Below are 13433 nucleotides of genomic sequence, written 5' to 3' on the forward strand. Positions count from 1 at the left end.
TCACGGATGGCGAAGCGCAGGCCTTCTTCCATCGCGATCGGGTTGATCAGCTTCACGGTGATGCTGACGTTGTCGCCCGGCATGACCATTTCCTTGTCCTTCGGCARCTCCACCGCGCCGGTCACGTCCGTCGTGCGGAAGTAGAACTGCGGGCGGTAGTTGTTGAAGAACGGCGTGTGGCGACCGCCCTCTTCCTTGCTCAGGACGTAGATCTCGGCCGTGAAGTGGGTGTGCGGCTTGACGCTGCCCGGCTTGCACAGCACTTGGCCGCGCTGCACGTCTTCGCGCTTGGTGCCGCGCAGCAGGATGCCGACGTTGTCGCCCGCTTGACCTTGGTCGAGCAGCTTGCGGAACATCTCGACACCGGTGCAGGTGGTCTTCTGGGTCGGGGTGATGCCCACGATCTCGATTTCCTCGCCGACCTTGACGATGCCGCGCTCGACGCGACCGGTCACCACGGTGCCGCGGCCGGAGATCGAGAACACGTCTTCGACCGGCATCAGGAACGCGCCGTCAACGGCACGCTCGGGCGTCGGGATGTAGGTGTCGAGGGCTTCGGCCAGCTTCAGGATCGCGCCTTCGCCGAGCTCGCCCTTGTCGCCTTCCATGGCAAGCTTGGCGCTGCCGTGGATGATCGGGGTGGTGTCGCCGGGGAACTCGTACTTGTCGAGCAGCTCGCGCACTTCCATCTCGACCAGCTCGAGCAGTTCGGCGTCGTCGACCATGTCGCACTTGTTCAGGAACACGATGATGTACGGCACGCCGACCTGGCGGGCCAGCAGGATGTGCTCACGCGTTTGCGGCATCGGGCCGTCGGCGGCCGAGCACACCAGGATCGCGCCGTCCATCTGGGCAGCGCCGGTGATCATGTTCTTGACGTAGTCGGCGTGCCCGGGGCAGTCGACGTGGGCGTAGTGCCGGTTCTTGGTCTCGTATTCGACGTGGGCGGTGTTGATCGTGATGCCGCGCGCCTTCTCTTCGGGGGCCGCGTCGATCTGGTCGTACGCCTTGGCCTCGCCGCCGAACAGCTTGCTCAGCACCGTCGTGATCGCTGCCGTCAGCGTGGTCTTGCCGTGGTCCACGTGACCGATCGTGCCCACGTTGACGTGCGGCTTGGTCCGCTCGAATTTGCCTTTTGCCATTTCAATATCTCCNGGTGTTCGAGCCCTATTCGATTCGCTCCAGCACCGTCGTGATCGCTGCCGTCAGCGTGGTCTTGCCGTGGTCCACGTGACCGATCGTGCCCACGTTGACGTGCGGCTTGGTCCGCTCGAATTTGCCTTTTGCCATTTCAATATCTCCTGTTTGGTGCCCATGGCGCGGATCGAACGCGCGACCTCTCCCTTACCAAGGGAGTGCTCTACCACTGAGCCACATGGGCACTGATCACAATCAAATCAGTACAGGTTTGGCGGCCGCGGCGACCAAACCTGTGCTGACGAGACCTTGGAGCGGGAGACGGGAATCGAACCCGCGTCATCAGCTTGGAAGGCTGGGGTTCTACCATTGAACTACTCCCGCCCGGGAGCCACTCGCTTCACCTCTTCAATACACGCGCATCCTGGTGGAGGGGGCTGGATTCGAACCAGCGTACTCGTAAGAGGGCAGATTTACAGTCTGCTGCCATTAACCACTCGGCCACCCCTCCAAGACGAACCGCGGAGTATAGCAGGGAAAAATGGCGTCACTGGGCGCCCCCTCACCAGCGGATCGCTGATCCGCGACGATTGGAAGCCAGAAAAGCGTTCGCCCGGCTGAAGTGCCGACAGCCGATGAACGGAACGGGCGGTCGATTGGCCGATAGCGGCGAGGGGTGATTGGCCTCCAGCACCAGGTGGGCCGCCGGCCCCGGCCGTTCCACCAGCGCGCGCTTGCGCTGCGCCGAGGCACCCCAGAGCATGAACACTGTCGGCTCGGGCTGCGCGGCGACGCGGGCGAGCAACGCATCGGTCAGCACCTCCCAACCCCGACCCGCGTGACTGGCCGGCGCCCCGTCTTCAACCGTCAAGGCGCTGTTGAGCAGCAGCACGCCCTGACCCGCCCACGGGCTCAGATCATCGACACATCTTGACGCGGCACCAGTGTCCGCACTCACTTCCTTCAGGATGTTGCGCAGACTGGGCGGCAATTTGCGCTGCCCGGGCTCCACCGAAAACGCCAGACCCTGCGCCTGCCCGGCACCGTGGTACGGATCCTGCCCGACGATCACGACGCGCATCGCCTCGGGGGGGCCGTACTCGAGCGCACGCAACACATGCTGCGGGTAGATGACGGCTCCCTCGTGCAGGCGCTGGTCGACGAACGCAGCGAGGGCGCGGCCGGCATGGCTCTGGATGAACGGGTCGGTGACACCGCGCCAGGCGGCCGGCACGCGGTCGAACACCGCCTCGAGCGGCTCGCGCAGACGGTTGTCGGGCGCGGCCTGCGTGTCGAACAGGCCGGTCTGCGACACGCTCAACCGAACAGCCCCGCCAGCGCTCGGCCCGGATCGGGCGCGCGCATGAACGCCTCGCCGACGAGGAACGCGTGGACGCCGGCATCGCGCATGCGCTGCACATCTTCCTGCGCCAGGATGCCGCTCTCGGTTACCAACAGGCGTTCGGCCGGCACGCGAGGCAGCAGGTCCAGCGTGGTCTGCAACGTCACCTCGAAAGTGCGAAGGTTGCGGTTGTTGATCCCCAACAACGGCGTCTTCAGGCGCAGTGCGCGGTCGAGTTCGGCGCCGTCGTGCACCTCGACCAGCACCGTCATGCCGAGTTCGTGGGCCTGGGCTTCCAGATCGGCCATCAGTGCGTCGTCGAGGCAGGAGGCGATCAGCAGGATGCAGTCGGCGCCCATCTCGCGGGCCTCGAAGACCTGGTAGGCGTCGACCATGAAATCCTTGCGCAGGACCGGCAGGCTGCAATTCGCGCGCGCCTCTCGCAGGTAGGCCGCGCTGCCCTGGAAGAAGTTGAAATCGGTCAGCACGCTCAGCGTCGCGGCGCCGTGCGTCTCGTAGCTCTCGGCGATCGCGGCCGGCACGAAGTTGGCGCGCAGCACGCCCTTGCTCGGGCTGGCCTTCTTGACCTCGGCGATCACGCCGGCCCGCCCGGCGGCGATCTTGCCGCGGACCGCGCCGACGAAGTCGCGCTGCCCGCCGAGTTGCTCGGCATCGCGCCGCAGCGAGGGCAGATCGCGCTTGCGCCGCGCCAGCGAGATCTCGTCGCGCTTGACCGCGACGATCTTGTCCAGGATGTCGCTCATGCCGCCGCCAGTTCCTTCGTCCGCGCGACGAACTGGTGCATCTTGGCCAGCGCCTTGCCCGTGGCCAGCGCATCGCGCGCCATCGACACCCCGGCGAGCATCGACGGAGCGACATTCGCGGCGTACAGCGCGACGCCGGCGTTGAGGATCACGATGTCGCGCGCCGGACCGGGCTCGTTGTCGAGCACCGACTGAAGCAGCGCCATCGATTGCGCCGGCGTCTCGACCTTCAGCGCCCGGTTGCTCGCCATCGTCAGGCCGAAATCCTCCGGGTGGATCTCGTACTCGTGGATGCCGCCGTCCTTGTACTCGCCGACCATCGTGGCGGCGCCAAGCGACACCTCGTCCATGCCATCGCGCCCGTAGACGACCACGGCGTGCTCGGCGCCCAGCCGCTGGAGCGCGCGGACCTGGATGCCGACCAGGTCGGGGTGGAACACGCCCATCAGGATGTTCGGTGCGTCGGCCGGGTTGGTCAGCGGCCCGAGGATGTTGAAGATCGTGCGGATGCCGAGCTCCTTGCGCACCGGCGCGACGTTCTTCATCGCCGGGTGGTGATTCGGCGCGAACATGAAGCCGATGCCGGTCTCGGCGATGCACTGCGAGATCGCCGCCGGCGTCAGCGTGAGCGGCACGCCCAACGACTCCAGCACGTCGGCGCTGCCCGACTTGCTGCTGACGCTGCGGTTGCCATGCTTGCTGACCCGGGCGCCCGCGGCCGCGGCGACGAACATGCTGCAGGTCGAGATGTTGAAGGTGTGCGAGCCGTCGCCGCCGGTGCCGACGATGTCGACCAGGTGCGTGCGGTCGGCGACCTCGACCTTGGTCGAGAACTCTCGCATCACCTGCGCCGCGGCGGTGATCTCGCCGATCGTCTCCTTCTTGACCCGCAGGCCGACCAGCAGCGCCGCCATCATCACCGGCGACATCTCGCCGCTCATGATGCGCCGCACCAGCGACAGCATCTCGTCGTGGAAGATCTCGCGGTGGTCGATGGTGCGTGTCAGCGCGTCGAGGTTGTTGATCGTCATGGCCGCAACTCCAGGAAGTTCTTCAGCATCGCATGACCGTGCTCGGTCAGGATCGATTCGGGGTGGAACTGCACGCCTTCGAGCGGCGTGGCCGTGCCGGCCAGTTCGCGGTGGCGCACGCCCATGATCTCGCCGTCCTGCGAGGTGGCGGTCACGTCGAGCACGGCCGGCAACGTGGCGCGCTCGATCACCAGCGAGTGGTAGCGGATCACCGTGAACTCGCGCGGCAGCGCGGTGTAGACGCCGCGCTCGTCGGTCGTGATCACGTCGGTCTTGCCGTGCATTTGGGTCTGCGCGCGGATCACCTTGCCGCCCAGCGCCGCGCCGATCGCCTGGTGGCCCAGACACACGCCGAGGATCGGCAGTCGGCCGGTGAACGCCTCGATCGCGGCGACGCACACGCCTGCCTCGGCCGGCGAGCACGGGCCCGGCGAGAGCACCAGCCTGTCGGGCATCAACGCGCCGATGCCGGCCACGTCGATCTCGTCGTTGCGCAGCACCTTCACGTCCTCGCCGAGCTCGGCGAAATACTGCACCAGGTTGAAGGTGAAGGAGTCATAGTTGTCGATCATCAGCAGCATGGTCGACTCCGTCAGACAGGCAAGCGCCGCTGCGGCTCGGCGCGGTGCAGGTAGGCGGTGAATAGCTCCCGCGGCGGCGCGGCGGCGATGCGTTTCAGCATCTGGCCGACTTCGCCGCGGTGATAGCTGCCATGCGTGAGCACGTGGCCGAGCATCTCCTCGCGCGTCATGCGGCCATGCTGGCCGTCGGTGAACGCGAAATCGACCGCCTGCGCGAGCTGCGGCGGCGTCAGCGCATCGACGAGTTCGAGGTAGCCCTGGTCGGACGCGCGCACGGCCTCGCGCAAGGCGTCGAGTTCCGGCGTCTCCGGCGTGTTGGTCGCGGCGTACCCGTGGGCCTCGCCGCGCAGGTGGGCGGCGAAGATCCGGTCGACGACGTGGATGTGGTTCAGCAGCCGGACGATCGCGTGGCGTTCGGTGGCGTGCGCCTCGGCGTCGAGCTGGCCGACCACGTCGAAGAACGCCTGGCTGATCGTCGCCTTCTGGCGGAACAACGATTGCAGCAAGCTCATGTCAGAAGCCCTCCTCGACCAGCTCGGCGGCACGGATCAGCGCGCGCGCCTTGGCTTCGGTCTCGCGCCATTCCATCTCCGGGACCGAATCGGCGACGACCCCGGCGGCCGCCTGCACGTACAGCACCTGGTCCTTGACGATACCGGTGCGGATCGCGATCGCCACGTCCATGTCGCCGGCGAAGCTCAGGTAGCCGCAGGCGCCGCCGTAGATGCCGCGCTTGACCGGCTCGAGCTCGTCGATGATCTCCATCGCACGGATCTTCGGCGCGCCGGTCAGCGTGCCGGCCGGGAAGGTCGCGCGCAGCACGTCGAGGTTGGTCATGCCGTCCTTCAGCAGGCCTTCGACGTTGCTGACGATATGCATCACGTGCGAGTAGCGCTCGACCGTGAATGCCTCGGTCACCTTGACGGTGCCGGTCTTCGCGATGCGGCCGATGTCGTTGCGCGCCAGGTCGATCAGCATCACGTGCTCGGCGCGCTCCTTCGGGTCGTCCTTCAGCTCGACCTCGAGCGCCTTGTCGAGCTCCGGCGTCGCGCCGCGCGGGCGGGTGCCGGCGAGCGGTCTGATGGTGACCTTGTCGCCCTCGGGCACGCGCTCGTGGCGCACCAGGATCTCTGGCGATGCGCCGACGATCTGGAAGTCGCCCATGTCGTAGAAGTACATGTACGGCGACGGGTTCAGCGATCGCAGCGCCCGGTACAGGCTCAGCGGCGACTCGGTGTAGCGCTTGCGCAGCCGCTGGCCCACCTGCACCTGCATCATGTCGCCGGCCGCGATGTACTCCTTGGCGCGCAACACCGCGGCGATGTAGGCCTCCTTGCCGAACTCGCGCTCCACGCCGTGCGCTGCGCCGCGCTTTACTGCCGGGGCGGTGACGCTGTACCTCAGCTTGTCGCCGAGGTCGGCCAGGCGCCGCTTGGCGTGGTGGAAGGCTTCGGGCTCGGCCGGGTCGGCGTAGACGATCAGGTACAGGCGGCCGGACAGGTTGTCGATCACCGCGAGCTCTTCGCTTTGCAGCAGCAGGATGTCGGGCGTGTCGATGCCGCCGGTCTTCTCGATCTTCGCCAGCTTGGGCTCGATGAAGCGGACCGCGTCGTAGCCGAAGTAGCCGGCCAGCCCGCCGCAGAAGCGCGGCATGCCCGGGCGCAGCGCGACCTTGAAGCGCTGCTGGTACGCGGCGATGAAGTCGAGCGGATTGCCCGCATGCGTCTCGACGACCACGCCGTTCGTCACGACCTCCGTATTGAAACCGGTCGCGCGCAGCAGCGTCTTCGCCGGCAGGCCGATGAACGAGTAACGCCCGAAGCGCTCGCCGCCAACGACCGATTCGAGCAGGAAGCTGTGTTTGCCGCCGCCCGAGCCGTAGGCGAGCTTGAGGTAGAGCGAGAGGGGCGTCTCGAGGTCGGCGAAGGCCTCGGCGATCAGCGGGATGCGGTTGTAGCCCTGGCTGGCCAGGCTCTTGAATTCGAGTTCGGTGATCATGATGTTCAGGGGCCTTCCACGGGCCGGAGAGGTCGGGGCCGGCTCGGCGGCCCGGGGTGGAGTCGGCGCCCGCCTGCGTCGCGACGCAGGCTGCCGACCGCAGCGAGTGACAGGCGCGACGCGCAGCGCGTCAGCGCAAACGGCTCAGCCCCGCCAGGGCCAGGCTCCCCGGTCGATCGACCCTGCAGCAAGCATGCGTGGAGTGAACATCGCCAAAAGTGTAGCAGGGCTAAAGTCGCATGCCGGGCCGACCGATACGCTCTCCATCACCTCCGTTGTCCGCAGGCGCTGCCGTCCGCGGACCCACCGACCATGCGCCGATTCCTTTCGCTGCTCGCCGTTGCCGGCGCCCTCGCCCTGCCGCAGGCCGGCCAGGCCCAGACCACCGACGTCGCCGGGGTCAAGTTCGCGAACACCGCCCAGGTGGCCGGCACCAGGCTGACGCTGAACGGCGCCGGCGTGCGCTTCAAGGTCGTGTTCAAGGTCTACGCCGCCGGCCTGTATCTCGCCGAGAAGGCGGCCACGCCCGAGGCGGTGCTCGCCGCGCCGGGCCCCCAGCGGCTGCAGATCGTGATGCTGCGTGACATCGATGCCAACGAACTCGGCAAGCTCTTCACCAAGGGCATGGAGCAGAACGCGGCGCGCGACGAGTTCTCGAAATCGATCGCCGGCATCCTGCGCATGAGCGACATCTTCTCGAGCCACAAGAAGCTGCTGGCCGGCGAATCGTTCGCGGTCGAGTGGGTGCCCGGCACCGGCACGGTGATCTCGGTCAACGGCAAGCCGGAAGGGGCGCCGATCAAGGAGCCCGAGTTCCACGCCGCGCTCATGAAGATCTGGCTCGGCAAGGCGCCAGCCGATCCGCAGCTGAAGGAAGCGCTGCTCGGCCGCGCGCCGACCGCCAGCGCAGGCACCAGCTACAACTGATCGAGGCGGTCGACGACGCCGTCGGCATCGACCGCGGCGACCGGTTCGCCGTGGTTGTAGCCGTAGCTGACCAGCACCACCGGACAGCCCGCCGCGCGCGCGGCGCGCGCATCGTTGCTCGAGTCGCCGACCATCAGCGTGCGTGACGGCGGCAGGCCGAGCGCCTCGCAGGTCTTGCGCAGCGGCAGCGGATCGGGCTTCTTGCGCTCGAACGCATCACCGCCGAAGACCACGTCGAAGAAACCGTCGAGTCCCTTCTTGCGCAGCAGAGGCCGCGCGAACGCGGTCGGCTTGTTGGTCAGGCAGGCAAGCTTCCAGCCGCGCGCGCGCAGGCGCTCCAGCCCGTCGACCACGCCCGGGTAGACGGCCGAGTGGTCGCCGTTGACCGCGAGGTAGTGGTGCTGGTACAGCGCCCAGGCCCGGTCATAGAGCGCGGGCTCCGCATCCACTTCGGCCAGCGTGCTGCGGATCAGGTGCTCCGAGCCCTTGCCGACCGTGCGGCCGACGAATTCACGCGTGACCCGGCTCAGGCCCAGGTCGTCGAGCACGGTGCCGAGCACGACGACGAAGTCGCCGAGCGTGTCCACCATCGTGCCGTCGAGGTCGACGATCGCCGCGCCGAGACCGGCCTGGTTCGGGATCGCGACCCTCATCCACGCACCGTCGCGCGGCGCAGCTGCGCGTTGAGCGCGTCGATCTGCTCCATCAGGTCGAGCGCGAGCGCGATGCCGGGGGTGTTGACCTCCAGGTCGCGCGACAGCGAGATCGCCAGCCGGGCCCGGCGCAGCGCGGCGCCGGAGAAGCGCCAGTCCTGCGGCGCCCCGCCGGTCGGCTGAAGCACGCCCTCGACGACCCAGACCTGGACCTGTTCTTCCCGTGCGCGGCAAGCGCGGGCGAGTTCCGCGAGCGTCATCGACGGGGCGTCGTCGATCAACGTGGCGGCCAATGAGCGGCTCATGCGTCCATCCTTTCGATCGTCATGGCGTGGCGGCGCGCGGGTCGAACCCGCCGAACGCCGCGCCGAATGCGGTGTAGGCCGCCTGGGCGGCCGGGCCTTGCGCCGGGGGCAGCGCGATCGACAGCACCGCGTACAGGTCGCCCGCGGGGTTGCCGGGAATGCCGCGGCCCTTCAGGCGCAGCTTGCGCCCGGCGGCGGAGCCCGGCGGGATCGTCAGCGTGAGCTCGCCGTCGGGGGTGACCACCGGCACACTGGCGCCGAGCGCGGCCTCCCACGGCGCGAGCGGCAGGTCGACGTACAGATCACGGCCGTCGACGCGGAAGCGCGGATGCGAGCGGAACATGATCTCCAGGAACAGGTCGCCGGCCGGCCCGCTTCCCAGGCCCGGGCCGCCCTGCCCGGCCAGGCGCAGGTGCTGGCCCTCGCGGATGCCCTTCGGGATGTTGACGTCGAGCGTGCGTTCGCGCATCACGCCGTGGCCCTCGTCGTCGAACGCCGGCATGCGCAGCGAGATGCTGCGCTGGGCGCCCCGGAACGCGTCTTCCAGGTCGATCATGACCTTGGCGTGGTGGTCCTGCCCAGGCATCGAGGCGTCGCGACGCGGCCCGCCGCGGGCGCCGCGGGCGGCGCGGCCGAACAGGGCCTCGAAGAAGTCGCTGTGGTCGGCCCCGGCGAACGGGTCGTCAGCGCCATCGCCGCGACCGCTGAATTCGAAGCCGGTGTCCCAGCCCGGCGGCGGATGGAAGCCTTGCGCCCCGGCACCCCCGGCGGCACGCTGGCGCTCCCACTGGCTGCCGGCGGCGTCGTAGGCGGCACGCTTCTCGGGGTCGCGCAGCACCTCGCTGGCCTCGCCGAGCTCCTTGAAGCGGGCCTCCGCATCGGGCTCCTTGCTCACGTCCGGGTGGTACTTGCGGGCCAGCTTGCGGTAGGCGCTCTTGATGTCGTCGACCGACGCATCGCGGGCGACGCCGAGGGTCTTGTAGTAGTCCTTGAACTCCATGGCAGGGTCTCGCTGATCGATCAGTGGTGGTGCGCGGGTGCCACTGCATGTGCGGTCGGCGGCGTCTCGCACAAGGTCATGAAGGGCTCGCGCACGACCTGCAGCGTGACGTGGCCAATCTTGAAGCGCTCGCGCAACTGGGTGGTCGCGTGCTCGAAGAAGGGGTCGTCAGGATGGCCGTCCGGCATCACCAGGTGCGCCGTCAGCGCCACATCGGTCGTGCCGGTGGCCCAGACATGCAGGTCGTGCACCCGCGCGACGCCGGGCAGCGCCTGCAGTGCGGCGCGCACCGCGGCCAGGTCGATGTGGTGCGGCACGCCGTCGAACATCAGCCGCAGCGACTGGCGGAACAACCCCCAGGTGCCGACCACGATCACCAGCGCGATCACCAGGCTCGCGGCCGGGTCGAGCCAGGTCCAGCCGGTCCACAGCGCCAGCGCGCCGACCACGACGACACCGGCCGAGACCAGCGCGTCGCTCGCCATGTGCAGGTAGGCACCGCGGATGTTCATGTCGTCGTGGCGGCCGCGCATGAACAGCAGCGCGGTGCCCAGGTTCACGACGATGCCGATGGCCGCGACGACCATCACCGTGCCGCCCTGCAGTGCCTCGGGCGTGTGCAGCCTGCCGACCGCCTCCCACGCCAGCGAGCCCATCGCGACCAGCAGCAGCAGCGCGTTGAAGAACGCCGCGAGGATCGATGCGCGCTTCCAGCCGTAGGTGTAGCGCGCGTCGGGCCGCAGCTTGCCGGCGAGCGCGCCGCCCCAGGCCATCACGAGGCCGGCCACGTCGCTCAGGTTGTGGCCGGCGTCGGCCAGCAGCGCCAGCGAGTCGACCTTCCAGCCGTAGAACGCCTCGATCGCCACGAACAGCACGTTGACGGTGATGCCGATCGCGAACGCGCGATCGAAGTCGGCCGGCGCGTGGTGGTGGCCGTGCGCGTGGTCGTGCCCGTGTGCATGGCCCGGTTGGTCGTGATCGTGGTGGCCATGGCCTGAATGCGCGTGCGTGTCTGCCATGTCGACAGTGTGACTCAGCCGCGGCCGCCCCGGCGCGACGATGGACGTCGCCGGCCGGCATCGCCCCGCGGTACCGCCGGGCGCAACGCCCGATGCCGCCGCAGCCGGCACTCGAAGCGCGCGATGGCGGCGGGTAATCTCGCGCCATGGACCGACCCGCACTCGACGCCTTCGCCCGCCAGCACAGCCTGACATCCGCCGCGGTCGACGCGGCGCTGGCGCTCACCGGCGCCCGCCCGGATGCGACCGCGTGGCGCGCCTTCGCCGCCGCGCTGCTGCATGCGGCCGGCCTGGGCGCGCTCGGTGCCGGCGTGCTGTTCTTCGTGGCCGCCAACTGGCAGGACTACGGCGTGTTCGGCCGCTTCGCGCTGCTGCAGGGGGCGCTGCTCGCGAGCATCGCCGTCGCGCTGTGGCGGGTGCCGCCGGCCCCGGTCGGTCAGGCCGCGCTGATCCTCGCGACGCTGCTGACCGGCGGGCTGCTCGCGCTGTTCGGCCAGTCCTACCAGAGCGGCGCCGACGTGCACGAGCTGTTCTTCGCCTGGGCGCTGCTGGCGCTGCCGTTCGCACTGGCGGGGCGCTCCGGCGCGCTCTGGGCGGTGTGGTGGGCGGTGCTGAACATCGCGCTGGCGCTGCTGTGCGGCTGGCTCGGGCCGGACCACTTCTTCTGGCGCTTCGTCGACGGCCGCCACCTCGATCAGGCCGTGCTGCTGATGCTGCCGAGCGTGGTGAACCTGCTCGGCGCGGCGGTGTTTCTTGCGCTGCGCGGCACCGGCGCGTCGCCGGCCGCGCCGCTGTGGTTGTTGCGCGGTCTGGCGAGCGCAGCGTTCGCCTACGGCACCGCGGCGGTGATCGCGGTCGTGAGCCGGCACCACCGCCATGGCAGCCCCGACGACGCGGTCGGTGGCGCCGATGCCGCCGTCGTGCTGCTGTTCGCGGCGATCTCCGCCGGCCTGGCGTTCGCCACCTGGCGCCGCCGACGGGACGTGTTCCCGATGGCGCTGATTGCCGCCGCGTGGATCGCGATCTCGACGACCTGGCTCGCGACGACGCTGCGCCTGAACGACATCGGCGCGTTCTTCCTGATTGCGGCGTGGCTGGTCGGCACCTCGACGGCAAGCGGCCTGCTGCTGATGCATTGGGTGCGCACGTGGCGTGCGACGTCCACGACTTCCCCCACCGGAGTGACCGCGTGATCGCCACGACGACCGAACTCCACGACGCGCTCATCACGCGCGGGTTGACCGAGACCACGGCGCCGGTCGCCGAATCGGGCGCCAATCCGGCGACCGCGCGGCCCTGGTACATCGGCCTGCTGCTCGGCGTCAGCGGCTGGCTGGCCGGGCTGTTCCTGCTCGGCTTCGTCGGCCTGCTGTTCCGGCCCGACACACCGGCCGCCGCCGGCCTCGCCGGTGCGGTGCTGCTTGCATCGGCCTGGGGCCTCTACATGGCGGACCGTGAAGGCGCGTTCGTCGCGCAACTGGCGCTGGCGCTGTCGATTGCCGGGCAGTGCCTGCTGCTGTTCGCGTTGAATCACGGCGCGCGCGGCATCGGCGGCATTGCGGCGAGCGCCTTGCTGCTGCAGGCCGTGCTCGCGCTGCTGATGCCGAACCCGCTGCACCGCGCGCTCTCGGCCTTCTTCGCGACGATCGCGTGGGCACTGACGGTGCGGTTCGCGTTGTTCGGCGAACCGGAGTTCTGGCATGGCGACCGCGAACGCGCGGTCTCGCTCGGGTCGTCGCTGATCGGCTGGGCGCTGGCTTGGCTGCCCGTCGGCGCCGGCATCGCGCTGCTGATCCGCCACGAGGCGGGCTGGATCGCCCGCGGCCGGGCCGGCGCGCTGCGGCCGGTGCTGACCGGGCTGATCATCGGCCTCGCGTTCGCGACCCTCGCATCGCAACCGTTCGAGTCGTTCCGCTGGTGGGGCGGCGGCGAAGTCGCGCAGGGGTGGCTGGCGCTGTGGCCGCTGTTGTCGGCCGGCGCGGCGCTTGCGGCCGTGGCCGCGGCGTTCGCGCTGGGGCAGCGGGCGCTGCTCGGCGCGGGCGCGCTCGCGGCACTGCTGCACGTCTCGCACTTCTACTATGCGCTCGGCACCGGCCTGCTGCTGAAGTCGCTGCTGATGCTGGCGATGGGCGCCGCGATGCTGCTCGCGGCACGCGCGCTCGCGCCAACGGGAGAAGCCGCATGAACACGTCTCTGGTGCGGGTGTCGATTGCCCTCGGCGGGCTGCTGGTGCTCGGCGCCGTGAATCTCTCGATCATCGGCAAGGAGCGCATCCGGCGCGACGGCGAGATCGTCTACCTCGAGCTCGCGCCGGTCGACCCGCGCTCGCTGATGCAAGGCGACTACATGGCGCTGCGCTTCGCGCTGACCCGCGACCTCGACCGCCTGGCCGGCCCCACGCCGGCGCGCGAGGGCGAGACGCGCCTGGCGCCGGTGACGCTGGATGCGCGGCGCGTCGCCCATTCCGTCAACGGCGAGGGGGGCGCCGCGCTGAACCTGCGCTACCGCATCCGCGGCGGCCAGGTGTGGCTCGGCACGAATGCGTTCTTCTTCGAGGAGGGCACGGCCGAGCGCTACACAGGGGCGCGCTACGGCGAGTTCCGGGTCGATCGCGCCAGCGGCGAGGCGGTGCTGGTCGGGCTTCGCGACGCCGCATTCGCGCCGCTGTAGCGCCGG

The 13433-nt window shown here is 69.5% G+C and carries 15 protein-coding genes, 3 tRNA genes and 1 pseudogene; 4 read left to right on the forward strand and 15 right to left on the reverse strand.

The window, feature by feature from the left end; genetic code table 11:
- From tuf to trpE, 11 genes and pseudogenes are all read right to left on the reverse strand, one after another.
- On the reverse strand, window positions 1-1142 hold a 1142-nt coding region (tuf, locus tag ASC76_RS22310), incomplete at its 3' end, for an elongation factor Tu (RefSeq protein WP_056472193.1).
- Between the two features lie 13 nt (window positions 1143-1155).
- A pseudogene (locus ASC76_RS22315) lies at window positions 1156-1290 on the reverse strand (GTP-binding protein); the annotation flags it as partial.
- 16 nt (window positions 1291-1306) lie between these two features.
- Window positions 1307-1381 (reverse strand) — tRNA-Thr (locus tag ASC76_RS22320).
- Window positions 1382-1447: 66 nt separating this feature from the next.
- Window positions 1448-1521: transfer RNA gene (locus tag ASC76_RS22325), tRNA-Gly, on the reverse strand.
- A 41-nt stretch (window positions 1522-1562) separates the two neighbouring features.
- Window positions 1563-1648, reverse strand: a tRNA-Tyr gene (locus ASC76_RS22330).
- A gap of 51 nt (window positions 1649-1699) precedes the next feature.
- Complete coding sequence (locus tag ASC76_RS22335; RefSeq protein WP_371262167.1) at window positions 1700-2458, reverse strand: uracil-DNA glycosylase; 759 nt, start codon at window positions 2456-2458, stop codon at window positions 1700-1702.
- Window positions 2455-3243, reverse strand: coding sequence for an indole-3-glycerol phosphate synthase TrpC (gene trpC, locus ASC76_RS22340; protein ID WP_056472198.1), 789 nt, complete (start codon window positions 3241-3243; stop codon window positions 2455-2457). The genes ASC76_RS22335 and trpC overlap by 4 nt, the downstream gene beginning before the upstream one ends.
- Window positions 3240-4274 (reverse strand): anthranilate phosphoribosyltransferase, encoded by a 1035-nt coding sequence (trpD, locus tag ASC76_RS22345; RefSeq protein ID WP_056472201.1) that lies wholly within the window; start codon window positions 4272-4274, stop codon window positions 3240-3242. Before trpD ends, trpC begins: the two co-directional genes overlap by 4 nt.
- The gene (locus ASC76_RS22350; RefSeq protein ID WP_056472204.1) at window positions 4271-4855 is read right to left on the reverse strand and encodes an aminodeoxychorismate/anthranilate synthase component II; all 585 of its coding nucleotides are present in this window, start codon (window positions 4853-4855) and stop codon (window positions 4271-4273) included. Before ASC76_RS22350 ends, trpD begins: the two co-directional genes overlap by 4 nt.
- A gap of 11 nt (window positions 4856-4866) precedes the next feature.
- Complete coding sequence (locus ASC76_RS22355; protein WP_056472206.1) at window positions 4867-5367, reverse strand: DinB family protein; 501 nt, start codon at window positions 5365-5367, stop codon at window positions 4867-4869.
- Between the two features lies 1 nt (window position 5368).
- Window positions 5369-6853, reverse strand: a complete 1485-nt coding sequence (trpE, locus tag ASC76_RS22360) for an anthranilate synthase component I (protein ID WP_056472209.1) — start codon at window positions 6851-6853, stop codon at window positions 5369-5371.
- Between the two features lie 312 nt (window positions 6854-7165).
- Here trpE and ASC76_RS22365 point away from each other — a divergent pair, with 312 nt between their 5' ends.
- The gene (locus tag ASC76_RS22365) at window positions 7166-7780 is read left to right on the forward strand and encodes a chalcone isomerase family protein (protein WP_056472213.1); all 615 of its coding nucleotides are present in this window, start codon (window positions 7166-7168) and stop codon (window positions 7778-7780) included.
- Here the strand turns inward: ASC76_RS22365 and gph are convergent.
- From gph to ASC76_RS22385, 4 genes are read right to left on the reverse strand one after another with little or no spacing between them, the layout of a single operon-like run.
- A complete protein-coding gene (gph, locus tag ASC76_RS22370) occupies window positions 7771-8433 on the reverse strand; it encodes a phosphoglycolate phosphatase (protein WP_056472216.1) in 663 nt (220 codons plus the stop codon). The genes ASC76_RS22365 and gph overlap by 10 nt on opposite strands.
- Window positions 8430-8738, reverse strand: coding sequence for a chaperone modulator CbpM (locus tag ASC76_RS22375; RefSeq protein WP_056472219.1), 309 nt, complete (start codon window positions 8736-8738; stop codon window positions 8430-8432). Before ASC76_RS22375 ends, gph begins: the two co-directional genes overlap by 4 nt.
- Before the next feature lie 19 nt (window positions 8739-8757).
- Window positions 8758-9738, reverse strand: a complete 981-nt coding sequence (locus ASC76_RS22380; RefSeq protein ID WP_056472221.1) for a DnaJ C-terminal domain-containing protein — start codon at window positions 9736-9738, stop codon at window positions 8758-8760.
- A 20-nt stretch (window positions 9739-9758) separates the two neighbouring features.
- On the reverse strand, window positions 9759-10757 hold the full coding sequence (locus tag ASC76_RS22385; protein WP_056472223.1) for a cation diffusion facilitator family transporter: 999 nt from the start codon (window positions 10755-10757) through the stop codon (window positions 9759-9761).
- A gap of 146 nt (window positions 10758-10903) precedes the next feature.
- Here ASC76_RS22385 and ASC76_RS22390 point away from each other — a divergent pair, with 146 nt between their 5' ends.
- From ASC76_RS22390 to ASC76_RS22400, 3 genes are read left to right on the forward strand one after another with little or no spacing between them, the layout of a single operon-like run.
- Entirely contained in the window at window positions 10904-11950 is a 1047-nt protein-coding gene (locus ASC76_RS22390; protein ID WP_056472225.1) for a DUF2157 domain-containing protein, read from the forward strand.
- Complete coding sequence (locus ASC76_RS25800) at window positions 11947-12942, forward strand: DUF4401 domain-containing protein (RefSeq protein ID WP_056472231.1); 996 nt, start codon at window positions 11947-11949, stop codon at window positions 12940-12942. Before ASC76_RS22390 ends, ASC76_RS25800 begins: the two co-directional genes overlap by 4 nt.
- Complete coding sequence (locus ASC76_RS22400; RefSeq protein WP_082549396.1) at window positions 12939-13427, forward strand: GDYXXLXY domain-containing protein; 489 nt, start codon at window positions 12939-12941, stop codon at window positions 13425-13427. Before ASC76_RS25800 ends, ASC76_RS22400 begins: the two co-directional genes overlap by 4 nt.
- Window positions 13428-13433 lie beyond the last annotated feature (6 nt).

Origin of the sequence: Rhizobacter sp. Root404 (genome assembly GCF_001425865.1) — a bacterium.
Classification (GTDB): domain Bacteria; phylum Pseudomonadota; class Gammaproteobacteria; order Burkholderiales; family Burkholderiaceae_C; genus LMDS01.

Coding starts and splice junctions, on each gene's coding strand:
- trpC (WP_056472198.1), bottom strand. CDS start 3,243: ATGAGCGACATCCTGGACAAGATCGTCGCGGTCAAGCGCGACGAGATC.
- ASC76_RS22365 (WP_056472213.1), top strand. CDS start 7,166: ATGCGCCGATTCCTTTCGCTGCTCGCCGTTGCCGGCGCCCTCGCCCTG.
- ASC76_RS22350 (WP_056472204.1), bottom strand. CDS start 4,855: ATGCTGCTGATGATCGACAACTATGACTCCTTCACCTTCAACCTGGTG.
- trpD (WP_056472201.1), bottom strand. CDS start 4,274: ATGACGATCAACAACCTCGACGCGCTGACACGCACCATCGACCACCGC.
- trpE (WP_056472209.1), bottom strand. CDS start 6,853: ATGATCACCGAACTCGAATTCAAGAGCCTGGCCAGCCAGGGCTACAAC.
- gph (WP_056472216.1), bottom strand. CDS start 8,433: ATGAGGGTCGCGATCCCGAACCAGGCCGGTCTCGGCGCGGCGATCGTC.
- ASC76_RS22355 (WP_056472206.1), bottom strand. CDS start 5,367: ATGAGCTTGCTGCAATCGTTGTTCCGCCAGAAGGCGACGATCAGCCAG.
- ASC76_RS22400 (WP_082549396.1), top strand. CDS start 12,939: ATGAACACGTCTCTGGTGCGGGTGTCGATTGCCCTCGGCGGGCTGCTG.
- ASC76_RS22385 (WP_056472223.1), bottom strand. CDS start 10,757: ATGGCAGACACGCACGCGCATTCAGGCCATGGCCACCACGATCACGAC.
- ASC76_RS22390 (WP_056472225.1), top strand. CDS start 10,904: ATGGACCGACCCGCACTCGACGCCTTCGCCCGCCAGCACAGCCTGACA.
- ASC76_RS22375 (WP_056472219.1), bottom strand. CDS start 8,738: ATGAGCCGCTCATTGGCCGCCACGTTGATCGACGACGCCCCGTCGATG.
- ASC76_RS22380 (WP_056472221.1), bottom strand. CDS start 9,738: ATGGAGTTCAAGGACTACTACAAGACCCTCGGCGTCGCCCGCGATGCG.